Annotated in this window: 21 protein-coding genes, 1 tRNA gene and 4 rRNA genes; 12 read left to right on the top strand and 14 right to left on the bottom strand. The window is 60.4% G+C overall.

Annotation, left to right across the window (positions count from 1 at the left end):
- Nucleotides 1–443 precede the first annotated feature (443 nt).
- Both E2L06_RS02585 and E2L06_RS02580 read left to right on the top strand, forming a co-directional pair.
- On the top strand, nucleotides 444–638 hold the full coding sequence (locus E2L06_RS02585) for a cold-shock protein (protein ID WP_006087767.1): 195 nt from the start codon (nucleotides 444–446) through the stop codon (nucleotides 636–638).
- Between the two features lie 379 nt (nucleotides 639–1,017).
- Nucleotides 1,018–1,293 (top strand): PadR family transcriptional regulator, encoded by a 276-nt coding sequence (locus E2L06_RS02580; RefSeq protein ID WP_138778321.1) that lies wholly within the window; start codon nucleotides 1,018–1,020, stop codon nucleotides 1,291–1,293.
- Between the two features lie 337 nt (nucleotides 1,294–1,630).
- Here E2L06_RS02580 and rrf (E2L06_RS02575) read toward each other — a convergent pair.
- The 5 genes from rrf (E2L06_RS02575) to E2L06_RS02555 form a co-directional block, all read right to left on the bottom strand.
- Nucleotides 1,631–1,752, bottom strand: a 5S ribosomal RNA gene (gene rrf / locus E2L06_RS02575).
- Nucleotides 1,753–1,823: 71 nt separating this feature from the next.
- Nucleotides 1,824–1,945 (bottom strand): 5S ribosomal RNA (rrf, locus tag E2L06_RS02570).
- Nucleotides 1,946–2,075: 130 nt separating this feature from the next.
- A 23S ribosomal RNA gene (locus tag E2L06_RS02565) occupies nucleotides 2,076–4,994 on the bottom strand.
- 224 nt (nucleotides 4,995–5,218) lie between these two features.
- A tRNA-Ala gene (locus tag E2L06_RS02560) sits at nucleotides 5,219–5,290 on the bottom strand.
- Nucleotides 5,291–5,426: 136 nt separating this feature from the next.
- A 16S ribosomal RNA gene (locus tag E2L06_RS02555) occupies nucleotides 5,427–6,900 on the bottom strand.
- The 16S, 23S and 5S rRNA genes sit together here with 1 tRNA gene alongside, the layout of an rRNA operon.
- Before the next feature lie 548 nt (nucleotides 6,901–7,448).
- Between E2L06_RS02555 and E2L06_RS02550 the strand changes: the two genes are divergently transcribed.
- Both E2L06_RS02550 and E2L06_RS02545 read left to right on the top strand, forming a co-directional pair.
- Nucleotides 7,449–8,744 carry a glucose-6-phosphate isomerase gene (locus E2L06_RS02550; RefSeq protein ID WP_138778318.1) on the top strand — a complete coding sequence of 432 codons (1,296 nt, stop codon included), beginning with the start codon at nucleotides 7,449–7,451 and terminating at the stop codon, nucleotides 8,742–8,744.
- A gap of 74 nt (nucleotides 8,745–8,818) precedes the next feature.
- Nucleotides 8,819–9,952, top strand: coding sequence for a CPBP family intramembrane glutamic endopeptidase (locus E2L06_RS02545; RefSeq protein ID WP_138778316.1), 1,134 nt, complete (start codon nucleotides 8,819–8,821; stop codon nucleotides 9,950–9,952).
- A gap of 21 nt (nucleotides 9,953–9,973) precedes the next feature.
- Here the strand turns inward: E2L06_RS02545 and E2L06_RS02540 are convergent, their stop codons facing one another.
- Together E2L06_RS02540 and E2L06_RS02535 are read right to left on the bottom strand one after the other, a co-directional pair.
- Nucleotides 9,974–10,432, bottom strand: coding sequence for an NOB1 family endonuclease (locus E2L06_RS02540; protein WP_008009094.1), 459 nt, complete (start codon nucleotides 10,430–10,432; stop codon nucleotides 9,974–9,976).
- A gap of 4 nt (nucleotides 10,433–10,436) precedes the next feature.
- Nucleotides 10,437–10,682: a PRC-barrel domain-containing protein gene (locus tag E2L06_RS02535; protein WP_138778314.1), complete on the bottom strand. Its 246-nt coding sequence runs from the start codon at nucleotides 10,680–10,682 to the stop codon at nucleotides 10,437–10,439.
- 252 nt (nucleotides 10,683–10,934) lie between these two features.
- Between E2L06_RS02535 and infB the strand changes: the two genes are divergently transcribed.
- The gene (gene infB, locus E2L06_RS02530; RefSeq protein ID WP_138778312.1) at nucleotides 10,935–12,734 is read left to right on the top strand and encodes a translation initiation factor IF-2; all 1,800 of its coding nucleotides are present in this window, start codon (nucleotides 10,935–10,937) and stop codon (nucleotides 12,732–12,734) included.
- A gap of 42 nt (nucleotides 12,735–12,776) precedes the next feature.
- Here infB and E2L06_RS02525 read toward each other — a convergent pair whose 3' ends face one another.
- Nucleotides 12,777–13,154, bottom strand: coding sequence for a cyclophilin-like fold protein (locus E2L06_RS02525; RefSeq protein ID WP_138778310.1), 378 nt, complete (start codon nucleotides 13,152–13,154; stop codon nucleotides 12,777–12,779).
- 129 nt (nucleotides 13,155–13,283) lie between these two features.
- Here E2L06_RS02525 and E2L06_RS02520 point away from each other — a divergent pair, with 129 nt between their 5' ends.
- From E2L06_RS02520 to E2L06_RS02505, 4 genes are all read left to right on the top strand, one after another.
- A complete protein-coding gene (locus tag E2L06_RS02520; protein ID WP_138778308.1) occupies nucleotides 13,284–13,634 on the top strand; it encodes a hypothetical protein in 351 nt (116 codons plus the stop codon).
- 161 nt (nucleotides 13,635–13,795) lie between these two features.
- Nucleotides 13,796–15,478, top strand: coding sequence for a glutamine hydrolyzing CTP synthase (locus E2L06_RS02515; protein WP_138778306.1), 1,683 nt, complete (start codon nucleotides 13,796–13,798; stop codon nucleotides 15,476–15,478).
- Nucleotides 15,478–16,395, top strand: a complete 918-nt coding sequence (gene guaA / locus E2L06_RS02510; RefSeq protein ID WP_138778304.1) for a glutamine-hydrolyzing GMP synthase — start codon at nucleotides 15,478–15,480, stop codon at nucleotides 16,393–16,395. Before E2L06_RS02515 ends, guaA begins: the two co-directional genes overlap by 1 nt.
- Nucleotides 16,392–16,718: a CTP synthetase gene (locus E2L06_RS02505; protein WP_138778302.1), complete on the top strand. Its 327-nt coding sequence runs from the start codon at nucleotides 16,392–16,394 to the stop codon at nucleotides 16,716–16,718. Before guaA ends, E2L06_RS02505 begins: the two co-directional genes overlap by 4 nt.
- Nucleotides 16,719–17,168: 450 nt before the next feature.
- Here the strand turns inward: E2L06_RS02505 and E2L06_RS02500 are convergent, their stop codons facing one another.
- The 3 genes from E2L06_RS02500 to tsaA all read right to left on the bottom strand — a co-directional run bounded on the left by E2L06_RS02500 (nucleotide 17,169) and on the right by tsaA (nucleotide 19,251).
- Nucleotides 17,169–17,879 carry a 5-formyltetrahydrofolate cyclo-ligase gene (locus tag E2L06_RS02500; protein ID WP_171052293.1) on the bottom strand — a complete coding sequence of 237 codons (711 nt, stop codon included), beginning with the start codon at nucleotides 17,877–17,879 and terminating at the stop codon, nucleotides 17,169–17,171.
- Between the two features lie 131 nt (nucleotides 17,880–18,010).
- Nucleotides 18,011–18,526, bottom strand: a complete 516-nt coding sequence (locus E2L06_RS02495; protein WP_138778298.1) for a molybdenum cofactor biosynthesis protein B — start codon at nucleotides 18,524–18,526, stop codon at nucleotides 18,011–18,013.
- 233 nt (nucleotides 18,527–18,759) lie between these two features.
- Nucleotides 18,760–19,251, bottom strand: coding sequence for a tRNA (N6-threonylcarbamoyladenosine(37)-N6)-methyltransferase TrmO (gene tsaA, locus E2L06_RS02490; RefSeq protein WP_138778296.1), 492 nt, complete (start codon nucleotides 19,249–19,251; stop codon nucleotides 18,760–18,762).
- A 248-nt stretch (nucleotides 19,252–19,499) separates the two neighbouring features.
- Between tsaA and E2L06_RS02485 the strand changes: the two genes are divergently transcribed.
- Together E2L06_RS02485 and E2L06_RS02480 are read left to right on the top strand one after the other, a co-directional pair.
- Nucleotides 19,500–20,525: a zinc-binding dehydrogenase gene (locus E2L06_RS02485; RefSeq protein ID WP_138778294.1), complete on the top strand. Its 1,026-nt coding sequence runs from the start codon at nucleotides 19,500–19,502 to the stop codon at nucleotides 20,523–20,525.
- Between the two features lie 71 nt (nucleotides 20,526–20,596).
- Nucleotides 20,597–20,911 carry a hypothetical protein gene (locus E2L06_RS02480; RefSeq protein WP_138778292.1) on the top strand — a complete coding sequence of 105 codons (315 nt, stop codon included), beginning with the start codon at nucleotides 20,597–20,599 and terminating at the stop codon, nucleotides 20,909–20,911.
- Nucleotides 20,912–20,973: 62 nt separating this feature from the next.
- On the opposite strand, the gene E2L06_RS02475 is transcribed toward E2L06_RS02480, so the two are convergent.
- The 3 genes from E2L06_RS02475 to E2L06_RS02465 all read right to left on the bottom strand — a co-directional run bounded on the left by E2L06_RS02475 (nucleotide 20,974) and on the right by E2L06_RS02465 (nucleotide 23,111).
- Nucleotides 20,974–21,285 carry a hypothetical protein gene (locus E2L06_RS02475; RefSeq protein ID WP_138778290.1) on the bottom strand — a complete coding sequence of 104 codons (312 nt, stop codon included), beginning with the start codon at nucleotides 21,283–21,285 and terminating at the stop codon, nucleotides 20,974–20,976.
- A gap of 151 nt (nucleotides 21,286–21,436) precedes the next feature.
- Nucleotides 21,437–21,997, bottom strand: coding sequence for an NUDIX domain-containing protein (locus E2L06_RS02470; protein ID WP_138778288.1), 561 nt, complete (start codon nucleotides 21,995–21,997; stop codon nucleotides 21,437–21,439).
- A gap of 166 nt (nucleotides 21,998–22,163) precedes the next feature.
- On the bottom strand, nucleotides 22,164–23,111 hold the full coding sequence (locus E2L06_RS02465; protein ID WP_138778286.1) for a diacylglycerol kinase family protein: 948 nt from the start codon (nucleotides 23,109–23,111) through the stop codon (nucleotides 22,164–22,166).
- A gap of 54 nt (nucleotides 23,112–23,165) precedes the next feature.
- Here E2L06_RS02465 and E2L06_RS02460 point away from each other — a divergent pair, with 54 nt between their 5' ends.
- On the top strand, nucleotides 23,166–23,873 hold the full coding sequence (locus E2L06_RS02460) for a PHP domain-containing protein (RefSeq protein WP_138778284.1): 708 nt from the start codon (nucleotides 23,166–23,168) through the stop codon (nucleotides 23,871–23,873).
- The last annotated feature ends 65 nt before the right edge of the window (nucleotides 23,874–23,938 follow it).

Raw genomic sequence — 23,938 nt, 5'->3', positions numbered from 1 at the left:
CACAGCCCCACCATAGGTAGGGTAAATCGCGTTACACATTCGAGAGCGCCAGCAGCGATGCCACCGCTATAACGGACCTGCTCCCGCCTCGATCCGGCAGCAAACCCAAGCTCAATCGGCTCATCGCGACTGACTTGAGACTGTTTCTGGACGATCACCAGATTCGCACTCCGATAAAACCGACAGAACTGGCCTGCAGTCGCTTGTTTCCGTCTCCAAACGAAGAAGCTGTTCCAGCAGTACGACGGGTTGTGAGCCACCTCAGGCAGCCAACACGTCTGTTTCTCGAATCGCGATCCTATTAGGAATTTAGAACAGTCGAATCCATCTTTTTCTTCGCCATTCATCCTGCGATCATTGGATACGAGATGTTATTATTTTTGCTTCGATATATATTCTATAACACAACTGTTATACGTATCAGGGGCTTCTCTTGGATTGCAATGGCGAAAGGAAACGTTGATTTCTTCAACGACACAGGCGGCTACGGTTTCATTTCGACGGACGACGCGGACGATGACGTTTTCTTCCACATGGAAGACGTTGGCGGTCCGGACCTCGAAGAAGGCACAGACATCGAATTCGATATCGAACAGGCCCCCAAGGGCCCCCGCGCCACCAACGTCACCCGCCTGTAACACGGCTTTTCACGTTCGGTAACGGGTTTTCACAGTCGATTATTTTTCTTCAGCGTCTAGCGACCAGGAGTCGCTGGCGAGCGTGTTCACGACGGTCAGAGCTGCTGTATTGCCATCCACCGAGTACCACAGACTGTTGGTGAGTGGTACTTTATGACTCGAATAGATAGTTCATTAATTCAGATAGTGACTTCAACGTGTCTGTGTCGTCTACTGAATAGTCCGTATAAGCACGTAACTGGCTTTAACTCGTTGTTACTGCATGAAACCAGCGTGATGAATACGATTGCCATAGTTAGCCCTGCGAAACGTGTGCGGAACGGTTGATACGAAATCGATAACAAATAGTCGGGTTCCCGTTCGTTCACTCGAGGATACGATGGACGATCTAACAGGGTTTCAACGAGACCTGCTGTACGTGATCGCAGGGGCTGATCAGCCGTCCGGTCAAGACGTGAAGGATGAGGTCGAGACGTATTACAACAGTGACATCAACCACGGACGGTTGTATCCGAATCTTGACACCCTCGTCAACAAGGAACTCGTCGAGAAAGGACAGCTCGATCGGCGGACCAATTACTACGAGATCAGTGATCGCGGACGGCAAGCAATCGAGGAGCGTCGGGAATGGGAACAACAGTATCTCAACGACTGATACGATCTGCTGTACCGATGTCCCGGTGTACCCGCAGAGCGGTGGCGGGCTCACCGGAAATGACTAGCAGTAGTCCGTATGAGCGGCCCCTGCGAGTTCTCACCCCCTGATCAAGCATATAGGTCAAACTGTAGTTGTCCATACTGAACGCGGAGACACGTCACTGAAAACCACATAAAGTGAACGGATCGTCCAATACAATGATTAGTTGATACAGCTACTGTGCAGACTTGCGTGGAGGAAACTTCGAGACAGATGGGACCAACGATGAGTACCGATCCAGCCTCGAGAGTGAAGTGAGCACCACACAGCAGTAGCTGTGTGGAAACAATATGAATGAAAGCGGCGAAACGAGTTTCCCAGAGGGTCGCCCACTCCAGTACTCACCGTAACGCAGGCGAGCTTATCTTCCGTGTTCGGGATGGGTACGGGAGGAACCTCGCCGCTATGGCCGCTGTAATGCCGATCGGCGGAATCGAACCGCCGTCAGACCACGATCGGTGGATGATGACCGTATTGGTCGATATGAGTGGAGGCGGCGAAACGAGTTTCCCAGAGGGTCGCCCACTCCAGTACTCACCGTAACGCAGGCGGGCTTATCTTCCGTGTTCGGGATGGGTACGGGAGGAGCCCCGCCGCTGTGGCCGCCGTAACGCCGACCAGCGGAATCGAACCGCCGTCATTCCAATATCGGTGGTGTGTCCAAGACCGTTGTATACGTGTAGTCCAGTTTGCGTCCGGACCCGTTCGCGCGTCACGGATCCAATGCGATTGTAGTTATGAGTGTGTGGCTTGGCCGATTAGTGCTCGCGGACTCAACACCTCGTTGCCTTGGTGCGTACATCCCGAGTCTATCGATCTCGTCTTCTACGAGTGGCCTCGGTGGTATCTCTTTTTCAGGTGGGTTTCGAGCTTAGATGCGTTCAGCTCTTACCCCGTGGTGCGTCGCTGCCCGGCACGTGCTCTTTCGAACAGCCGGTACACGAGTGGCACCCATTCGTAGTTCCTCTCGTACTATACGAACGTTCCCGTCAGATACCGTAACACCCCCAATAGATAGCAGCCGACCTGTCTCACGACGGTCTAAACCCAGCTCACGACCTCCTTTAATAGGCGAACAACCTCACCCTTGCCCGCTTCTGCACGGGCAGGATGGAGGGAACCGACATCGAGGTAGCAAGCCACCCGGTCGATATGTGCTCTTGCGGGTGACGACTCTGTTATCCCTAAGGTAGCTTTTCTGTCAGCAATTGGCCGCATCAAGCAGCCTAATTGGTTCGCTAGACCACGCTTTCGCGTCAGCGTCCGTCGTTGTGCCGGACACTGTCAGACTTCCGTATGCTCTTGCGCTCTTCCCCGCGTCTCTGACACGGGTGAGGAAATCTTGGGGCGCGCCCGATATCTTTTCAGGCGCGTACCGCCCCAGTCAAACTGCCCGGCTACCAGTGTCCTCCGCCAGGAGTGAGAGTCGCAGTCACCATCGGGTAGTATTTCAATGCTGGCTCGGTGGCCCGCTAGCGCGGGTACCTGTGTAATGCCTCCTACCTATGCTGCACAATGGCGACCACGTCTCAGTGACAGCCTGCAGTAAAGCTCTATAGGGTCTTCGCTTCCCCTTGGGGGTCTCCAGACTCCGCACTGGAACGTACAGTTCACCGGGCCCAACGTTGGGACAGTGGCGCTCTCGTTGATCCATTCATGCAAGCCGCTACTGAAGCGGCAAGGTACTACGCTACCTTAAGAGGGTCATAGTTACCCCCGCCGTTAACAGGTCCTTCGTCCCCTTGTACGGGGTGTTCAGATACCTGCACTGGGCAGGATTCAGTGACCGTACGAGTCCTTACGGATTTGCGGTCACCTATGTTGTTACTAGACAGTCGGAGCGCCCGAGTCACTGCGACCTGCCCCATTGCGGGGCAGGCATCCCTTATTGCGAACGTACGGGACTAACTTGCCGAATTCCCTAACGTCGGTTGCTCCCGACAGACCTTGGCTTTCGCCGCCACGAGTACCTGTGTCGGATCTCGGTACGGACAGTGTGCTCGCCTTTTCACGGGCTCTAGGTTGACCTGACTTGCGCTATCCTGCCATTCGGTCGCTTCGTGCCATTACGGCTTCCACGAACTTCGACAGTTCGACCGGGCGAAAGCCCGGCTCAGGCGGCCCCAAAGCGTTGGCTTTGAGTGCACACTGGCATAGGAATGTTAACCTATTTCCCTGTTGTCAGCTTCGACTTACGGGCTGACTTAGGACCGGCTAACCCTCAGCTGATCAGCATTGCTGAGGAACCCTTACTCGTTCGGCCGTCGGGGTTCTAACCCGACTAACGCTGCTACTATGACCAGGATTTTCGTTACTGAACGGTCCACACGAAATCTCTTCCGTGCTTCCACCCGAACAGAACGCCAACCTACGGGATCGTGTTGTGACACACGCCGCTAGGTCTCGGTGGTGGATTTGAGCCCCGATCATTTTGGGCGCCTCAAACCTCGGCCGGTAAGCTGTTACGCTTTTCTTAGAGGGTAGCTGCTTCTAAGCTCACCTCCCGGCTGTCTAGGGCTTGAGACCACCTTCGATCGCACTTAATCCACACTTGGGGACCTTAACCCAGCTCTGGGTTGTCTCCCTCACGGTACACAGGCTTACCCCGTGCACCGGACTCCCTGCGTCAAACGACGTTCGTAGGTTCGGAGTTGGACAGGGGGGCGCACTCCTCTCGGAGTGCGGTCCCCCAATCCGTCGCTCTACCCCACAAACTATCTCGGCAGAGGTGATGCTTCGACATCTTTCGGTTGGAACCAGCTGTTTCCGGACTCGATGGGCCTTTCACCCCTAGACGTAGATCACGAGAGGGTATTGTAGGACACCAACTCTAACAGGCCTCCACGTGCCTTTCGGCACGCTTCACCTTGTCCACGCCTAGATCGTCCGGTTTCGGGTCGTGCCCGTTTGACTCCCCGCGCTTGAACACGGCGGCCCTCGCACATAGTGCTGCGGCCATGTCGGTTTCCCTTCGCCTTCCTCGATAATCGAGTTAGACTCGTCAAACAGGCACACTCCCTGGTTCGTTTTTCAAAACGTACGACAGAACACCGGCTTCCCAAACTGCTTACTACAGGTTCGCACCTGATTCATTATGTCCGGGACCTTGTGTGCCCTGTCGCTCCATCGCCAACTGATTTCACGCCCTATTGCACCTCCCTTCGTGGGGTGCTTTTCAGCGTTCGCTCACGCTACTTGTTCGCTATCGGTCTTGAGGAGTGTTTAGTCTTCGCGGTCGATGCCCGCGATCTTCACGAGGGATATCCAACCCCCGATACTCTGGAGCTGACTCGTTCCGTACTTGTCGACAATACGGGACTGTCACCCTGTTTCGTGCTCTGTTCCAAGAGACTTCGTGTCGACGTTCGGGAAGTGATCGTCAGTCCGAACACCACATTGCCTGACGGCTTCGGTTTGGACTGTATCGCGTTCATTCGCCATTACTAACGACATCGCGTTTGCTTTCTTTTCCTGTCGATACTAAGATGTTTCAATTCTCGACGTTCCCCATTGCGCGAAGCAATTGCGGTGGGGATTCCCATTCGGAAATCCTGAGTTCTTCGCCTCCGTGCGGCTCCCTCAGGCTTATCGCAGCTTGGCACGTCCTTCTTCAGCTCTCAAGCCGAGCGATCCACCAGCTGGCACAGTAGCCACGTTCATCGGATCGGCGTTGCGACAGAGTCGCAACATCGTGACCCGGGAACGGGTCCAGTGGACGCCTGGACTACACGTACACACGGTCTCATCTGCACGCCAGTAGACAGCTGGCCTGCATTAACCCTTCCCAGCCACACTTACGCGGGCTGGTGCATCGGTTCGGTCGTACTCCCTCATCAAGCCGTCCCCCACTTAAGGGGCACGATTCGATGAGCAGTACGAAGCATGGACCCACAGGGATTCGAACCCTGGGCATCCTCCTTGCAAAGGAGGCACTCTCCCACTGAGCTATGGGCCCACGTCCACCCAAACGGGCGGACAGAGATTGCGTTAGCCTTGGTAGTTCTAAGGTGCCCGATCGGCCACTCGGTGGTCGATCGAACGTGCGGAAAACCGCTAAGGTGGGCCAGGCGCGATGGCCTGGTCCCGGTCTGTGGAGGTGATCCAGCCGCAGATTCCCCTACGGCTACCTTGTTACGACTTAAGCCCCCTTGCGGAGCCCAGATTCGACCTCGGAATCGAGGCCTCATCCGGACCCCACTCGGGTGCTTTGACGGGCGGTGTGTGCAAGGAGCAGGGACGTATTCACCGCGCCCTTCTGAGGCGCGATTACTACCGAATCCAGCTTCATGAGGGCGAGTTTCAGCCCTCAATCCGAACTACGACCACGTTTCGGAGATTAGCGTCCCCTTTCGGGGTTGCATCCCACTGTCGTGGCCATTGTAGCCCGCGTGTCGCCCAGCACATTCGGGGCATACTGACCTACCGTTGCCCGTTCCTTCCTCCAGTTTGGCACTGGCAGTCCTCCTAATGTACCCAACCACCACAAGGGTGTTGCTGGCAATTAGGAGTGCGGGTCTCGCTCGTTGCCTGACTTAACAGGACGCCTCACGGTACGAGCTGACGGCGGCCATGCACCTCCTCTCAATGGCTCCAGTAAGGTCATCAACCTGACGTTCACTGCACATTGTCGATGCTGGTGAGATGTCCGGCGTTGAGTCCAATTAAACCGCAGGCTCCTCCGGTTGTAGTGCTCCCCCGCCAATTCCTTTAAGTTTCATCCTTGCGGACGTACTTCCCAGGCGGTCTGCTTCACGGCTTCCCTACGGCACACCACAGGCTCGTAGCCTGTGGCACACCTAGCAGACATCGTTTACAGCTCGGACTACCCGGGTATCTAATCCGGTTCGTGACCCGAGCTTTCGTCCCTCACCGTCGGATCCGTCTTTCCAGAGCGCTTTCGCCACCGGTGGTCCGTCCAGGATTACGGGATTTCACTCCTACCCCGGACGTACCCTCTGGATCTTCCGGTCCCAAGCCACACAGTCTCCACCGGACGCCCGCGCGTTGAGCGCGCGGATTTCCCGATAGACTTGCGTGGCCAGCTACGGACGCTTTAGGCCCAATAAGAGCGGTCATCACTCGTGCTGCCGGTATTACCGCGGCGGCTGGCACCGGTCTTGCCCAGCACTTATTCGTGTACCTCCTTACGGTACACAAAAGCGAGGACTATATGCCCTCGCACCTGGAGTCCCCTTATCGCACTTTCGTGCAGTGTAAAGGTTTCGCGCCTGCTGCGCCCCGTAGGGCCCGGTATCTTGTCTCAGATACCGTCTCCGGGCTCTTGCTCTCACAACCCGTACCGATTATGGGCACGGTGGGCCGTTACCCCACCGTCTACCTAATCGGCCGCAGCCACATCCTATGGCGCCGGAGCGTTTCTGACTCTCGCCACTTCCAGGCTGAGAGTCGTATTCCGGATTAGCCTCAGTTTCCCGAGGTTGTCCGGATCCATAGGGTAGTTTGGCCACGTGTTACTGAGCTATCTGCTACGAGTCTCAACTCGTACAACTAGCATGGCTAAATCGGACTCCAATAGCAATGACCTCCGGCAGGATCAACCGGAATGTAATGCTCTTCCCCAGCGAAGCTGGGGGAGTTGGCGGTGAATGTAAATACACTCACACATGGGTCCACACGTTCGCTGACGCAGATCAAACGACCGATCGGGCGTCACCGAACTACCAAGGCTAACATCAGATCCCATCTGTACGGCGGACCGCAGGGGTGGAATCCTCATTTCCTTCGGACGTATTTGTAGGCCATCAGGGGTACATAACCCCTTCGAACCTGAACCGTCCGAGCCGACGGCGCGTGTCATCCACGCCGCCTGCTTCTTCGTATATAATCACAATCGCTGACCACTACTTAAGGCCTACGAACCGAGACTTCAAAGAGAGAGAATACCATACAGAAGGAATGGACAATATTCAGTTCTAGTTGCCAGTAATTCGATAATTCGTCCGGTCTGTATCGAGCAAGGGCAGGCGTTCTGACGATTGGAGTCTACTATCGATGGCTGAGGACCGTGCCAAGTGGCTAACATGACTATTGATTTCAGTTTCGACAGATTCCGTCACGGAACGTCTTTACCCCAGGCGAGCGCGTGCAGAAATATGAACGTCGATATCGGGAACGCACTTGCAACAGTCGCAGCACCGGGCGTCTCGAGAGAATCACTCGAGCGACTGGACGATCACGTCGCAGCCGCCCACGAGCGCATCGAGCGCGGAATGGAAAATCAAGAGCACGGCTACGAAGCGCTGAATCTCCCCCAGCGAACCGACCCCGACGAGATTCGGACTGCGGTCGAGCCGATCGCTGACGCCGAGGTCTTGTTCACCGTCGGCATCGGCGGGAGCTCACTCGGAGCGGCAACGATCACGAACGCACTCGAGTCGGACACCGAGACGGTCTTCCTGGACAACGTCGACCCCGAGTGGATCACGAGCCATCTCGAGCGCGTGTCTCTCGACAACGCGGCGATCAACGTGGTCTCGCGGTCGGGGACGACGGCAGAGACGCTCGCGAATTTCTTGGTCGTGCGCGAGGCCTTCGAATCGGCTGGTGTCGACTGGACCGAGCGGACGATCGTTACGACCGGCGATTCCGGACCGCTTCGTGATCTGGCAGACCGTCACGATCTTCCCGCACTGAAGGTTCCCGACGGTGTGCCGGGACGGTTCTCGGCGCTTTCTGCCGTCGGTATGGTCGCCGCGGCCGTCTGTGGCCACGATCTCGAGGCACTGCTCGAGGGTGCGGCCGCCGAGGCCGAGACCCTCTCGGGATCGTTGTTCGAGTGCCCGGCCTACGCCTACGGCGCGACCGCGTACGCGTTAGACGAACGCGGCGCGGGCGTGAACGCGATGATGCCGTATGCGGAGTCGCTCGAGACTTCTGCCGAGTGGTTCGCCCAGCTGTGGGCCGAGAGCCTCGGCAAGGACGACCTCGGACAGACGCCGGTTCGAGCGCTTGGCGTCACCGATCAGCACTCACAGCTACAACTCTATCGCGCGGGCCCGCGCGATAAACTCGTCACGTTCGTCACGACACAGGAGGAAACCGACCGACAGATTCCGGATACAGACGTTGCGGAGCTGTCGTATCTGGGTGATGCGACGCTTGGCGAGTTGCTCGAGGCCGAGTTCGAAGCCACGGAAGCGAGCCTCGCGGCTGCCGGCCGGCCGAACGTCCGCATCGAACTCGAGCGCGTCGACGAGTACGAACTCGGCGGCTTGCTCTACGGACTGGAAGCCGCCTGCGTGCTCGCGGGCGAACTCTACGGCGTCAACACCTTCGAGCAGCCGGCCGTCGAGTGGGCAAAGAAGGCGACGCGCGGATTGCTCGGTGGTGGGGAGTTCGAAGAGGCCGAGGCGGTCGCCGACAAGACCGAACTACGAGTCGAACGATAATCGAACGCAGCATGCGCTCACCAGCTGTCATCCGGTTGCGGTGAGCCTATGAGTCCTCGCACGAACACTGAGGTATGACCGAAACCGCACGGGCCGATGACGCCGGCCCAATCTCCTCCAGCGTGATTCCCGGCCTCGGGACCGCCCTCGCGGGGATCACGATGGTCGCCATGCTCGTTCCCGTTCGGCGTGGTGTCGACGACCCGGTCGTCTGGGCGGGCGTCGGGTTCGCCGCCGCTGCCGTCCTCGCCTTTCTGATTCGTCGACACGGCGGTATCGATCGGACGATCGGTGGCTCGATCGCTGCCATTTCGGGTGTCGCCGTTGTCGTGCTCGCCGGCTACGCCCTGAATCAGGGGACGATGGGCACAGTATCTATCCCGGCAGTCTCGTCGTCGATACCGATCGTCTTCGTTGCCTTCGTAACTGCTGGGTTGACCACCGGCATCGGCGTCGCGGACTTCTTCGGAATTGGCGTGAGCGGACTGAAACGGCGGGCACAACAGGTGGTCGTGTTCACCGGGGTCGGCTTTGCCGGTCTCTTTGCGCCCTACCTGACGACGCCCATCCTCGTGCTTCCGGTGTTGCCGTTTGTCGATTCGTTTTCAGAGATCCAGAGTACCCTGGTCAATCAGGTCGTCGGCCAGCTCGGCATGGCGTTGGGAACGGTACTCGTAGTCGGTGCCGTTCTCAAATTCATGGATCGAGATCTGTCGTTTCTCGATCTCCGGCGGCCGACGCTGCGGGATCTCGCCTGGATCATCGGGGGGATCGTCGTGCTCTTTGGCGTCCTCTATGGGATTTCGATCCTCATGGAGCTGATCGGCGTCGAGAGTGCAGACCACGCGACGACCCAGAGTGCCGAGAAGGAGCCAGAGATGCTGCTGGTGTTGATCCCGCTTGCGATCCTGATCATTGGCCCGTTCGAGGAACTACTCTATCGGAACGTGATCCAGAAGGCGCTGTACGAGACGTTCTCGCGTGCCGGTGCCGTCGTCGTAGCCAGCGTCATCTTCGCCGCCGTCCACGTCCTCGCATACAGCACTGCCGGACTGGGCGCGGTGATTGCCAGTCTTGGCACCATCTTCGGGCTCTCGATCGTGCTCGGCGTGATCTACGAGCGAACGAACAATCTCGTGATGCCGGCGCTGGTCCATGGCATCTACAACGCGGTCGTCTTTACGAACCTCTACTTTCTGGTCGGCTGAAGACGACCGACTTGAGGACGCCTATGAGGGGTTCTTTCGGGCCAGTTCCGACCCGCAGATCGGACAGCGGTCTTTCTCTTCGTCGAACTCGCGGCCACAGCCCTGACACTGGAACGTCCAGTGGCGCTGTTCGTCGATCCCTTCGCGGGCAATCACTTCGACGTCGACGTTGAGTTTCTCCGCGACGTTTTGCATCGCGTAGTCGTCGGTCACGAGGACGCCGTCGAGTTCGAAACTCGCCGCGATGAGCCGAACGTCGGTTTCCGACAGGACATCGAGATCACCGGACTCGCGGGCCGCCCGCTGGACCTTCTCGGTGGTATCGTCGTTGGGAATGTGAATGTGCATTCCGGAGCCTTCCATCGCGTCGTAGCGATAGGCGCTCTCGTCTTTGAGTTCCTCGCGGACGAGCGGGATCGTCGCAGTCTGTTCTGTCGTGTGGAAGTCGTGAATAAAAGCCGAGGAGTCGAGAACGTACATACCGTTAGCGCTGGACGACGATGTAGTCTTTCACCGCTTGGACGCGGTTGACGGGAACGAGGAAGTGACCGGCGTCGTCGAGGTCGAAGTCGACGGCGCGCCGAGAGACCTCTTCGTCTGGCTCGATGACGAGATCGTTCAGCTTCCCTGATTTGAGATCCATCGTAATGTTGTAGAGCAGTCCGAGCTCGGTGCCGTCGGTACCCATGACGGATTTCCCCGAGAGGTTTTCAGCGAGTATATCGCTCATGCATACCCGTACTTACTAATCGGTATTAAAACCATGGAGACGGCATGAAACAGGCCGTCTCCAGGCGTGTCGCCAGCGGACAGCGCTCCCGTGAGCAAGGGACTCGAGTGGAACCGGATCGAACCGCCGAGATCGGCCAGCGACCGATCGATAGCCCAATAGCAGCGGCAACGACCGCCGGAACCGCGATGACGATGGGTTTAACTACGGCGATACGGACGATTTAGGTAAGACCTTCTCGGGTGGTTCATCATGTCGGACACGGATACACGCGACCCCACATCCCTCAGAACGCCGATCGTCGCCGTCCTCGGACACGTCGATCACGGCAAGACAAGTCTCCTCGATAAGATCCGCGGCTCCGCGGTCATCGAGGGCGAAGCAGGCGCGATCACCCAGCATATCGGCGCGACCGCCGTGCCGCTGGATATTATCTCCACGATCGCGGGCGATCTCGTCAATCCGGACGACTTCGATCTCCCTGGCCTCCTCTTTATCGACACGCCGGGTCACCACTCCTTTACCACGCTTCGATCCCGTGGGGGCGCGTTGGCCGACATCGCCATCCTCGTCGTCGACGTCAACGACGGTTTCCAGCCCCAGACGCTCGAGGCCTTAGACATCCTCAAACGCTCGCAGACACCGTTTATCGTCGCGGCGAACAAGATCGACACCGTCCCCGGCTGGAACGCGAAGGAAGATTCGCCGATCAACGACACCTACGAGTCTCAGTCCGATCGCGTCCGCGAGCGCTTAGACGAGAGCCTCTACGAGATCATCGGCAACCTCTCGGACGAGGGCTTCTCCGCCGATCTGTACTGGCGCGTCCAGAACTTCCAGCGCAACGTCGGCGTCGTCCCCGTCTCGGCGATGACCGGCGAGGGGGTCCCCGACCTCCTGACGGTCATGATGGGACTGTCCCAGCGCTACATGAAAGAAGAAATGGAGATCGACGTCACCGGCCCCGGTGTTGGCACCGTCCTCGAGGTCAAAGAGGAGAAAGGCTTCGGGACGACGATCGACACGGTCCTCTATGACGGCACGATCCGCGCGGACGACCAGATCGTCGTCGGTGGGATGAACGAACCGATCGTCACCGACGTGCGCGCGTTGCTTCAGCCCCGTCCCCTCGCGGAGATCCGTACCGAGAGCCGCTTCGAGAAAGTCGAGGAGGTCTCGGCTGCCTCGGGGATCAAGATCGCCGCACCGGAACTCGCAAACGCGATGGCCGGCGCGCCGGTCCGCGTCGTCCGTGACCGCGACATCGACGAGGTCATCGAAGAAGTGCAGGCCGAACTCGCCGATATCGCCGTCGACACCGCCGAGGAGGGCGTCGTCGTCAAAGCCGACACGCTCGGCAGCCTCGAGGCGATGGCCGACGCCTTAGACGAGGCGGAGGTTCCGATCGTCCGCGCGGAGGTCGGAGACGTCGCCCCGCGGGATGTCTCGGTCGCCTCGACGGCCGAAGACGGCAAACAGAAGGCCATTCTCGGGTTCAACGTCGATGTCCTCGACGACGCCGAGCAACGCGCGGAGATCGAGGACGTGACGATCTTCACCGACGAAGTCATCTACCAGCTCATCGAGGAGTACGAGGAGTACGTCGAAGGAATCGAGAAGGCCCAACAGGACACCATCCTCGAGAACATCACACGCCCCTCTCGGTTCCGGATTCTGCTCGACCATACCTTCCGCCAGAACGACCCTGCAGTCGTCGGCGTCGAGGTCAATGCGGGGACGATCCAGAATAACGCAAACGTCGTCAAGTTCGAGGGCAACGAACCCAACCGCGTCGGCCAGGTCAAGGGGATTCAGGAACAGGGCGAAGACGTCGACGAGGCCCGCGCGGGTAACCGTGTCTCGGTCGCCATCGACGGCCCGACCGTCGGCCGCCAGATCGAGGAGGGCGACGAACTCTGGATCGAAATTCCAGAGAAACACGCGAAGATCTTAGAACAGGAACTCGCCAGCGAGATTCCCGGCGACGAACTCGAGGCGCTGAACATGTATCTCGACAAGCAGCGCAGCCGGGACCCCTTCTGGGGCAAGTAGTCGACTGGTCGCCACCCTCTGTTTTGCACGTAAGTCGGGCGCTCACTCGATAGTCTGCTCGAGTCGAACCTGTGCCCCACCCTCGATCTCTGTAAGCGGTTCGGTCTCGGTGACCCGTGCGACGACGTTTACAGGCGAGGCAGCCCGTGGCTCGTCGTCCTCGCTGGCGAGCGTCGGCCCCCAGAACAGACAGAGGACGTTCCCGGTCGGCCAGTATGCGATCGCACCCTCGGGAACGACCTCGCGAGCGTTTTCCGCCGACACGTCAATCGGGACATCGAAATAGAGTTCGTCACCCCAGCGCGTGGCCTCGCCCGCGACGGGCAGTGTGTCCGCGAGTGCAGCCTTCGTTTCGGGTGCGTCGTCGGTCCAGTTCGCCTCGAGTTCGCGGCCGTCAACGATGACTCGGAGATCGGTCATAGCGGCCCAACGAACGGGGTGTACTTCTACCCATCTCTCGAGATCCTGTGCGCAGACGCACCCACGCGAGTTCCCGCCCGGCACCTGCCCCGAGAAGCGTTAACCGCGGGAATAGATCTAGCTTCGGATATGCTCGCACAACTTCGCCAGTACAAACACGAAGAGGTCCAGTTCGACGACAACCGGACGACCGGCGAATCGCAGACCGAAGACACGGTCAACCCGAACGCAGAGGACTACTTCGGAACGGACATGGACGACCTCGACATCGAGACGTGGGACACGGTCGAGTACGAAGGCGATCCGATTCAGCGCCGCGCTCTCACGATCGACGGCGTCACCGCCGTCTCGGTCCCGGACGACTCGCTCGAGGAAGACGAGTCAGCTCTGCCCGGCCACACGATTCAGATTCGGACTCCGGGCGACATGGAGACGATCGCGAACGCTGAGATCGTCGAAATTCAGGACGAGCAACCATAAGCAGCGACGACCGCGAAGACCCACGTGGCGCTGGCTGGCAGGAGTCGTCGCGGATCATGAAGCGCGCGTCGTGTAAGTTCACCGCTGACGAGGGATGATAACCTCTGTCGGTGGCGGTTCGCTCCCGAAATCGTTTTCAAGCGGTCGCGCTCACACTCGGTATGCCGACGGAATCGGACACTCATTATGACCCCTCGCTGGGGAACAAGTTCATCTTCGTCACCGGCGGCGTCATGTCGGGACTCGGAAAGGGGATTACGGCCGCGAGCACCGGCCGACTCCTCAAAAACGCCGGGTTCGACGTCACCGCAGTGAAGATCGACCCGTACCTGAACGTCGACGCGGGAACGATGAATCCCTATCAGCACGGGGAAGTCTACGTCCTAGAGGATGGGGGCGAGGTCGACCTCGATCTGGGGAACTACGAACGGTTCCTCGACATCGACATGACCTCGGACCACAACATCACCACCGGGAAGACCTACCAGCACGTCATCGAGAAAGAACGTGCCGGCGACTATCTCGGGAAAACGGTCCAGATCATTCCCCACATCACCGACGACATCAAGCGGCGCATCCGTGAGGCCGCCGAAGGCACCGACGTCTGTATCATCGAAGTCGGTGGCACGGTCGGCGACATCGAGGGGATGCCCTACCTCGAGGCGCTGCGCCAGTTCGCCCACGAGGAACCCGAGGAGAACGTCCTCTTTACGCACGTTACCCTCGTTCCGTACTCGAAAAACGGCGAGCAAAAGACCAAACCGACCCAGCACTCGGTCAAGGAGGTCCGTTCGATCGGTCTCCAGCCCGACATCATCGTCGGCCGCTGTGAGGACCGACTCGACCCCGAGACCAAAGAGAAGATCGCCCTGTTCTGTGACATCCCGACCGAAGCGGTGTTCTCGAACCCGGACGTCGAGGACGTCTATCACGTCCCGCTGATGGTCGAGGAGGAAGGGCTCGATCAGTACGTTCTGGAACACTTCGGACTCGCCGACGAGGCACTGCCCGAGGGCGAGCGCGCAAACGGGTGGCGTGAGATCGTCACGACCGACAAGAACGACGAGGTCGACATCGCGCTGGTCGGCAAGTACGACTTAGAGGACGCGTACATGTCGATCCACGAGTCACTGAAACACGCCGGCTTCGAACTCGGTGCCGACGTGAACGTTCACTGGGTATCGGCCGACGAGATGGCCGACGGTCACGACGGCCAACTCGAGGACGTCGACGGTGTCATCGTCCCCGGTGGCTTCGGGATGCGCGGCTCCGAGGGCAAAATCGAAGCCGTTCGCTACGCCCGCGAGAACGACGTGCCGTTCCTGGGACTCTGTCTTGGTTTCCAAATGGCCGTCGTCGAGTACGCCCGGCACGTCCTGGGCCTCAAGGATGCCCACTCCGCAGAGATGGTCGAGGATACGCCACATCCGGTCATCGACATCCTGCCCGAACAGTACGAGGTCGAAGACATGGGCGGGACGATGCGACTGGGCGAGCACACGACCGTGATCGAACCCGAGACGCTGGCCTACGACCTCTACGAGGACACGTCCTGTACCGAGCGCCACCGCCACCGCTACGAGGTCAATCCAGAGTACTTCGATCAGTTCGAAGACGAACCGCTGACGTTCTCGGGCACGGCGGGCAACCGAATGGAGATCTTAGAGCACGAGGACCACCCGTTCTTCCTCGGGACGCAGTTCCACCCCGAGTACACGTCCCGACCCGGACAGCCGAGCCCGCCCTTCGTCGGGCTGGTCGAGGCCGTCCTCGAGCAGTCCACTGAGAGCGAGAGCGACGATGCAGACGCAGATACTGACACCGAAACCGAGGTAACCCACTGATGGTAGACACTGAGACGTTCGTTCCGGACGCAGTTGCAGAGATCGAAGACGAAATCGGCGACGCGAACGCCGTCATCGCCCTCTCGGGTGGTGTCGACTCCTCGGTCGCCGCCGCGCTGGCCTACGAGTCCATCGGCGACCAACTCACCCCAGTCTACGTCGACACCGGCCTGATGCGGAAAGGCGAGACAGAGCAGATCCGCGAGACGTTCGACTACATGGAGTCGCTGCGGATCGTCGACGCGAAAGACCGGTTCCTCGAGGCCCTCGCGGGCGTCACCGACCCCGAGGAGAAACGCGAGATCATCGGCGAGCAGTTCATCCGCGAGTTCGAGCGCGAAGCCAAAGACGCCGACGCCGACTATCTCGTCCAGGGGACGATCTACCCCGACCGCATCGAGAGCGAGGGCGGGATCAAGTCCCACCACAACGTCGGTGGCCTCCCCGATGTCGTCGACTTCGAGGGCATCGTCGAACCCGTCCGCGACCTCTACAAAGACGAGGTCCGTGAGGTCGCCCGCCACCTCGGACTCGACGAAATCGTCGCCGAGCGGATGCCGTTCCCCGGTCCCGGTCTCGCCGTGCGCGTGATTGGCGAAGTCACCGAGGAGAAACTCGAGGTCGCCCGCCACGCCTGTCACGTCGTCGAAGAGGAACTCGAGGAGTACGAGCCGTGGCAGGCGCTCGCAGCCGTTATCGGCAAAGCGACGGGTGTCAAAGGCGACAACCGCGTCCACGGCTGGGTCGTCTCCGTGCGCTCGGTCGAGTCCCGTGATGGCATGACCGCCCGCGCCCAGGAGATCGACTGGGACACCCTCCAACGGATCCAGTCCCGGATCACGGGCCAGAACGACAACGTCGCCCGCGTCGTCTACGACGTGACCCACAAACCGCCCGCGACTATCGAGTACGAATGAGCACGACTGCGATCGTCGCCGGCCCCGACGACGACGAGATCGGCGCGGCACTCGAGGCCGCCGGCGTGGATGTGACTCGTGTCGACGGCGTCATTACCCGGCCCCAACTCGAGGAGGCAGGCATCGTCGCGGCCAAGCTGTACGTCCTGACCGATGTCGATCAAGCGACGACGATCCCGATCGTCTGTGATCTGAACGACGAGGTTCGAACCGTCGTCTACGCTCGCGACACGGTCCCCGAGTTCGTCAAGGGACAGCTCGACCTCGCGATCGATCCGCAACTGATGGACGCGAGCGTCGTTGCCGACGAACTGACCGACTGAGACGGTCTGCTGTCACCGTCCGGCGCACCCGCGACAGTCGTGCGAGCGCGTCAGTCCACACGACGCGTGGCACTATTCACTATTTACCGCGTATAAACGTTCTCGAGAGCGATATCGGCAGTATAAATCCGATTTGAATTCGGCGGAACTCGGCGTAAGATCCGTATACCATCACCCCCGTTCAAGTGCGAGTCGCCGGTAGCCGTGTGTGGAGGTCGACGGGCAGACCCCACCGATGGCACCCACCACCTGTTCCCGCGACTTCCAGCAACCCCACCACAGCACCCTTCCCCACCACTGCCAATCGATTCTTGCTGACGCGGGCCCATCCCCACACCGGCTCGCGTCACACCCTGCGGTTCTGTGATGAACTCGAGGAGAGACAAGTCGATGCCGATCGTCCGTCCTGCTGACCGACAGTGATACTGAGACGAGCGTACGAGTCGACAGTTATCGAGTGTCGTCCTCGAGTCGCCGTAGCACCGGAATTTCGTCGCGCCGCTCGTCATTGAGCAGGTCCCAGTCGAGCCCGGCCGGCTGGTCGCTTCCCTCAGGTCGCACCACCCGCTCGGGCGTGACGACGAGGTCCATCGTGACGTCGTGAGCCGCGAGCGCGACGGCCTCGTCGATGACCTGCCGGTCGTGGACCGTCGTCGCGACAGGCGTTTCCTCGTCGACCAGTCCGAGTTCCCGGAGGACGGCGTACTCGAGGTCGCTGTATCCCTCACCCTTGCCGATGCGACCGCCGTCTTCCGTGACCGCCACGCTACCGGAGACGATCAGGTCAACGTGGTCGATCTCGTCCGGCCCGATTTGCTCGCCGTGTGTCGACGAGCCCGAGACAGTCGTCGCCGCGTCGTAATCCTCGAGGTCGTCGGGATCGAGTTTCAGGAAACACTTCTCGTCGCGAAGGCGGGGAACCGCCATGTAGACCGTCTTGCCCTCACGTAGCGCCCGCCGTCGGACGGGCAGTTGCGGCGCGTCGGGATTTGCTTTGATCGTCGTCGCTGACTCCCACTCCGGTTGTGCGGCCAGCCGGTCGGCGGCTTCGCTCGCTCCGGCGACGTTCGGAATCCGGCCGTGGGGCGGAAACGGAAAGCGGGCGACACCGCTTTCTTCGAGGTCGTCCCACACGCGTTCGCGAAGCGCCTGTTTTTCCATGTTCTCCCCGTAGTGCCTCGACCCTATAGTAGCAACTGAACGGAGTGACACACCCCTCTCGCACAACTCTCGCAGCCAAGTGCACACCGACGGGCAGCGGCTATGATCGCATCACCCGCCGTTGGCAACGGTCACTCCTCGTCGGTGTCGGTCCCACTGCTCGCGAGCGTTGCAAGTCGCTGTGCCTCGGGGACGATAATCGACTCACAAGCGATCCGTATGGCCTCACGGTCATTGGGAAGACAAAAGATCGGGACCCCATCGGAGATACCGCCCAAAGCGCGGCTCGAGACGATGCCGGTCCCCAACTCGTCGTAAGAGATGGCGTGAAAGAGATCGAGAAACGCCGGGAGGTCCTTGTCGAGCAACGGCCGAACCGCCTCGAGGGTCGCATCCCGCGGTTCGACACCCGTGCCGCCGGTTGTGACGACGATGTCCGCATCGTCGCGATCGACGAGCCGCGACACTTTCGACTGAACGTTGTCGTGGCCCCGCTGGATCAGTTCCCGCGTTACGATCTCGTGGCCCGCCATCTCGAAGGCTGCCACGATCGCTTCACCTGCATCGTCCTCTTCGAGCGAGGAGTCCGACGAGACCGTGACGACGGCTGTGCCGACCGCATCGGACTCGTCCGTCGAATCACTCATGGGTCGCGGTTGGGGCTCTGGCGGCAAAAGCGGTCCCCAGTCGATCACATCCGTCATACGGTCTGCGGTCACGACGTCCCGGTGCACCTGCACCTGCAGACCGGGTCGCGGGCCCGCCGGCGCTGACTGACAGGAGTCCGTCTCATAGGGGTTAGCATAGACCCTCATACGTTTCAGCGTGGCAGATCCTGGATACGTTGAAATCGGTGTGCAAGACGTAGAGGACAAACCTATCAAAGAAACCGTTCATCGGCTTGCTTTGATTGGATTGTTGACTTCGATGCGTTGAGCCAGCCTGTGTCTGCATCATTCGGAACATCGAAGTCAGGAACGAACGGTTTGATATCCAGCAACGGCGTCTGATCAACGACATCGATTCCCCTCACAGTCACTTCGTGATCTGTGACGGAATCGATTTCGACAACAGAGAGTCCAATCTGATTCGGACGCTGTGGTGCCCGCGTGGCAAAGACTCCTCTTTTTTCGTCATCAAGAAACGGTTCAACCTGCAAGGAAGCGGTGTCAGCAGATGCGTGAAAATGATACAGCAAGATACAGTGAGTAAACCCGTCCAGGTCCTGCAAACCATCCGCGTATGACTCGTCAACCTCGACAGTCCCCACTGCGTCATCCGCTCCAGCCGGTTGGATCGGCATTCCGTCCGGCGATTCGAAGGGCGTCCGGATCACACCAATCGACTCGTACTGGAACTGGTCATCAGGCATGTCTATACTTCGGTCTTCGATTGAGAAATCAGTGTCGTGGCCGATACGCGCCTTGTATTCATCACCGCATATCTGTCAGTCTCTGTAGAGCACTGATGCAAAACTATGGATTGCTCTGCTAATCCCTATCAGTCGGCGATCGGGTCAGTTCAATCGCATCCTCCGAGATTTCGTCAATTGACGTACCCCGATTCGACGTGCTTGCCCCTTCCATCACGATTTTATATAGCCTGTTCGTTGGAAGCACTATGCAAGCCGTCAAGATCACGGAACACGGCGACAGAGACGTCATCGAGTACGGCGAGTACCCCGACCCCGAGATCGATCGGGACGAGGTACTGGTCGACATCAAAGCGGCCGCGCTCAACCATCTGGACATCTGGACCCGCCGCGGCATGCCGGGGATCGACCTCGAGATGCCCCACATCCCGGGCAGTGACGGGGCCGGCGTCGTCGAAGAAGTCGGCGAGGACGTCACCCGCTTCGAGGAAGGCGACCACGTCGCGGTCTCCGCCGGCGTCGGTGACCTGCGGATGGACGACCCGACGCTCGATCCACGCTTCCACATCATCGGCGAGCACGTCACCGGCGTGCACTCCGAGTACGCCGCGGTTCCCGAGGACAACCTGATCCCCGTCCCCGAGCACGTCGATTGGGAGATCGCCGGCTCGGCCTCACTGGTCTTCCAGACTGCCTGGCGGATGCTCATCGAGCGTGCGGATCTCGAAGCTGGCGAATCGGTACTCGTGCTTGGCGCAAGCGGCGGGGTCGGCCACGCCGCCCTCCAGATCGCCGATTACGCGGGCGCGGAGGTGTACGCGACCGGCAGCACCGAGGAAAAGCTCGAGTACGCCGAAGAACACGGCGCGGACTACGTCTGTAACTACGAAGAGGAGAACTTCGCCGACTGGGTGCTCTCGGAGACCGGCGGCCGCGGGGTCGACGTCGTCGTCGAACACGTCGGCGCGCCCACCTGGCAGGACTCGCTGAAGAGCCTGACCAAGGGCGGCCGACTCGTCACTTGCGGTGGCACCGGCGGTGGCAACCCCGAGACGGACATTCCGCGCATCTTCTGGAACCAGCTCGAGATCATCGGCTCGACGATGGCCACACCGGATCAGGTCGACGACGTGCTGGAACTCGTCTGGGACGGCACCTTCGAGCCCGCGATCCGCGAAGTGCTGCCGATGAGTGAAACCGCCCGCGCCCACGAAATCATCGAGAACCGAGAAGGGTTCGGCAAGGTCGTCGTCCGACCCGACAGCGAACTGTAGCCGATCACGGTCGGCCGCGGCCGGGTGCCGGAACCGTGAGGGCTTTCACGACGCGCTCGATACGTCCGGTCGTGAGCTCGAGCGACGACGGCGGCTACGTCCACGATCCAGCGGCGTTCAACGCAAACGGTGAAGAGGGGACCGAGGAGCCGGCCGGCGGGGACGGGAATCTCGAGCCGACCCACCCCGATACGGTCGACCGGGAGTTCGACTGGCGCGGCTGGCTCCTCGTCGGCGTCATCGTCTTCGCGTTCGTCATCGCTCCAGTCGCCATCTATCTGGTCCCGCCCGGTGGAGACGGGTACCGGTTCGCGTTGCTGATTCTGCCGCTTGCACCAGCAATTCTACTTGCGATTACGGCGGTCTGGGCGACGACTCGGCCCTGAGACGGCGACGGCTCGCTGGCGCTGTACGATCGACTGAAAAGAACTGACCGGTGACCGGCAGGTCAGGCGTTGCGAACGTCCTCGAGCCGTGCGAGCACGGACGTGGCGTCGCTGATATCCCTTGCTGGCGTCTCCTCACGGTCGACGTACGTCGCCAGCGTCTCATAGAGCCGGTCGGCTTGCGAGTCGGTGAGTCGCTCCGTGTCGCTGTCGGCTTCGATCGTCTCGAGTACCTCGAGTGTCCATTCGGGTGGGGTTTCGTCGGCATCGAGTGCGGCATCGAGGCGGTTCGAGAGGGCGTGATGGGCGACCCATTGCTCGTCTCTGGAGAGCGTGACTTCGTACGTCTCGGTTTCCGGTGGTGAGGAGCTCATTTCGTCACACGGGACCTGTTTCGTCGGTCCTCAGGCAACGCTACGAACAGGAAGGTAATAAACCTTGTTACGGTGTGCCATAGTTGCTGCGAGATCGTGTCGTGACTGGCTCGTCTCGAGTCGGCCGACTGCAAACCCGAACTATCCTGCTCTACCGGACGTCACGTCGCATCGCGATCTCGAACCACGGACAGAGTCGAAGCTGGCGGTACCACTCGGGATGGGAGTGGAGCCGCTCGTAGGGAACCCACATCAGCCCAGCGACCTCGTCCTCGTCGGGTTCGAGGCTGCGATCCGACAACGTGAGCTGCAAGACGGCACAGACCTCGTGTTCGACGCCCTCGTTCTCGAAGTAGCGTTTGTACTCGAAGCGGTCGGTCAGCCGCAGGTCGTCGTACTGGTCGGGCGTGATTCCGAGTTCTTCCTCGAGTCGCTGTCGGGTCGCTTCCTCCTGGCTCTGGCCCGCGACAGGGTGGGAGGCGACGGTGCCGTCCCAGTAGGTCCCCCAGAGACGTTTCTCCGGAGCTCGCTGGGCGAGCAAGATGTTTCCCTCGCCGTCGAAGACCAGCGAGGTGAACGCCCGATGGCGGATCCCGTCGCCCGTGTGGGCGTCCAGTCGGTTGACGAGTTCGAGTTCGGTGTCGTCGGCGTCGACGGCGATCACGTCTTGCCCGGCGTTCTCGTGTTGGAAGTCTTCCTGTGGCGTGCTCATAGAACCACAATTACACCGACTCGTAAAACCAGTATCGCTCATCGCAGCCGGTTCGCATCGACACGTGAGGCGTATCGACTACGTGCACGATCCTCCGAACGATGATCGGTTTCTGACGGATCGTCTGTCAGTCGTGCGATCGAGCGTGTGCTGCCGACAGTGACGGCTAGAACAGCCCGTCATCTGGATCGGGTTGATAGCCGTCGCCGACTGCGACCTGCAGCGTCCGCGGGACCGTCTCGAGACGGAGTGCGTGGGTCTCGAGCATCTCACCGTCGAGGCTGTATTCGATCGCGTCCCGACTGCTCTCGATCATGAGCGATGGGGCGCGCCGGCGAACGACGTAGTTGCTATCGCGTCCCAGTAGCCGCTGGAGGGCCGCATCGCCGAGCAGGTTCATCGCCGCGGCGTCCTCGACGATCGTCACCTCGAGCAGACCATCCTCGACGTTGGCCTGTGCCGTTCGAGCGCCGGTGAACCGCCGACAGTTTCCGATGAGGACGAACATGGCCCGCCCATCCCAGGCCTGTGTTCGGTTCCCGTTCGGTACGGGAGCCGTCTCCACCCGGAGCGGAAGCGCGTCGAACGATCCCATCGTCGCGAGCATGCTTTTGACGTATGCGAGCACGCCCAGGTTCGCCTTGCTCTCTGGCCCCGTCTTGCTGCTTGCTTCGGCGGTGATGCCGCCGACACAGGAGTTGACGAAGATCCGGTCGTTCGCAGTGCCGAGATCGATCCATCGCCGTCGTCCCGTTTCGATCACTGAAAACGCGTGCTCGAGTCCTCGAATTCCGATGTTCGTCGCGAAGTTATTGCCCGTCCCTGCGGGAATCACGGCGACTGTCGTCGTCTCGAGTTCGTTCGCGGCGGCGATCCCGTTGACCACTTTGTTCACCGTGCCATCGCCGCCGCCTGCCGCGATAAGGTCTGCATCGGGTGCAGCGTCGCGGGCTAACCGTTTCGCGTCGCCGCGTTTCTCGGTTTTTCGGACGTCGAAGCCATGCTCGGTCCCCAGTTCGACCACAGTGTCGACATGGGATTGACTGCCGCTGACAGGATTGAGGATGAGCACGCGGTCATCGACGCGACCGCCGGCTGTCCCCTCCGGACACATGATCTGGAACACGCCAGCCGAGGGCAAAAGGGCCTCGCTGGCGTATGCGTTCCCGTGTATACCGTCGATTTGCACGCACACACGCGATTCTTTCATGGCTATCGGGGGCTCGGCGATCGGTTCGACCCGCTGGGCGTCCGTCTACTCACCGGAATGGCTGACCGGCGCGGCCTCGACGGGGTCGCGACAACGAATCACGATTACTACACGCCATTGACGCCGACTGAACCCGTCGAACTCATCCCGGGGATCGAAATCACGACCGACCGCGGCCACGTCCTCGTCGTCGGTCCTGACCCGCCCGCGGAGACGAAGCCGGGGGCGCTCTCCCCGGCGGACGCAGTCGCACTGGCACACGACTGCGGCTGCGCCGCGATCGTCGCGCACCCGTTTCGGAACAGTTCCGTCCGAGAACTCGAGGGAATCCCGTTCGATGCGATCGAGGTCAACGGGAAACATCCCCGTTCGCGGCCGCTCGTCGAGGAGCTAGCGGACGAACGTGGGTTGCCGCTGGTCGGCGGGAGCGATGCCCACTACCCGTTCGAGGTGGGCCGGGCATACACGGTTATCGAGGCTGACCGGCTCACGCCCGAGACAGTCGTTGCTGCGATCCGTGACGGACGGGTCCAGGCACGCGTTTGCCGGACGGGATTCGATCGGCTTCTACGACGGGGATATCGGAAAATCCATCGCCGCAAAGGGGAACTCGACACGCACACGGGGCCGACGCCCGGTGTCGGAAGCCCACCGGATGAGAACTGACGCCAGTCGACCCTGCCAGTTGGCTGTCAATGCTGGCGTTCCCGCGGCTGCCGGACAGTGACGCC

This window comes from Haloterrigena sp. H1 (genome assembly GCF_005938085.1).
Lineage (GTDB): Archaea > Halobacteriota > Halobacteria > Halobacteriales > Natrialbaceae > Natrinema.
Note: the sequence above shows the minus strand (reverse complement) of the source record. Positions and strands in the feature narration are given on the sequence as shown.

Coding starts and splice junctions, on each gene's coding strand:
- E2L06_RS02525 (WP_138778310.1), bottom strand. CDS start 13,154: ATGACCGATCTCCGAGTCATCGTTGACGGCCGCGAACTCGAGGCGAAC.
- E2L06_RS02475 (WP_138778290.1), bottom strand. CDS start 21,285: ATGAGCTCCTCACCACCGGAAACCGAGACGTACGAAGTCACGCTCTCC.
- E2L06_RS02505 (WP_138778302.1), top strand. CDS start 16,392: ATGAGCACGACTGCGATCGTCGCCGGCCCCGACGACGACGAGATCGGC.
- E2L06_RS02500 (WP_171052293.1), bottom strand. CDS start 17,879: ATGGAAAAACAGGCGCTTCGCGAACGCGTGTGGGACGACCTCGAAGAA.
- E2L06_RS02485 (WP_138778294.1), top strand. CDS start 19,500: ATGCAAGCCGTCAAGATCACGGAACACGGCGACAGAGACGTCATCGAG.
- E2L06_RS02470 (WP_138778288.1), bottom strand. CDS start 21,997: ATGAGCACGCCACAGGAAGACTTCCAACACGAGAACGCCGGGCAAGAC.
- E2L06_RS02580 (WP_138778321.1), top strand. CDS start 1,018: ATGGACGATCTAACAGGGTTTCAACGAGACCTGCTGTACGTGATCGCA.
- E2L06_RS02585 (WP_006087767.1), top strand. CDS start 444: ATGGCGAAAGGAAACGTTGATTTCTTCAACGACACAGGCGGCTACGGT.
- E2L06_RS02535 (WP_138778314.1), bottom strand. CDS start 10,682: ATGAGCGATATACTCGCTGAAAACCTCTCGGGGAAATCCGTCATGGGT.
- E2L06_RS02540 (WP_008009094.1), bottom strand. CDS start 10,432: ATGTACGTTCTCGACTCCTCGGCTTTTATTCACGACTTCCACACGACA.
- E2L06_RS02550 (WP_138778318.1), top strand. CDS start 7,449: ATGAACGTCGATATCGGGAACGCACTTGCAACAGTCGCAGCACCGGGC.
- infB (WP_138778312.1), top strand. CDS start 10,935: ATGTCGGACACGGATACACGCGACCCCACATCCCTCAGAACGCCGATC.
- tsaA (WP_138778296.1), bottom strand. CDS start 19,251: ATGCCTGATGACCAGTTCCAGTACGAGTCGATTGGTGTGATCCGGACG.
- E2L06_RS02520 (WP_138778308.1), top strand. CDS start 13,284: ATGCTCGCACAACTTCGCCAGTACAAACACGAAGAGGTCCAGTTCGAC.
- E2L06_RS02515 (WP_138778306.1), top strand. CDS start 13,796: ATGCCGACGGAATCGGACACTCATTATGACCCCTCGCTGGGGAACAAG.
- E2L06_RS02495 (WP_138778298.1), bottom strand. CDS start 18,526: ATGAGTGATTCGACGGACGAGTCCGATGCGGTCGGCACAGCCGTCGTC.
- E2L06_RS02545 (WP_138778316.1), top strand. CDS start 8,819: ATGACCGAAACCGCACGGGCCGATGACGCCGGCCCAATCTCCTCCAGC.
- E2L06_RS02465 (WP_138778286.1), bottom strand. CDS start 23,111: ATGTGTCCGGAGGGGACAGCCGGCGGTCGCGTCGATGACCGCGTGCTC.
- guaA (WP_138778304.1), top strand. CDS start 15,478: ATGGTAGACACTGAGACGTTCGTTCCGGACGCAGTTGCAGAGATCGAA.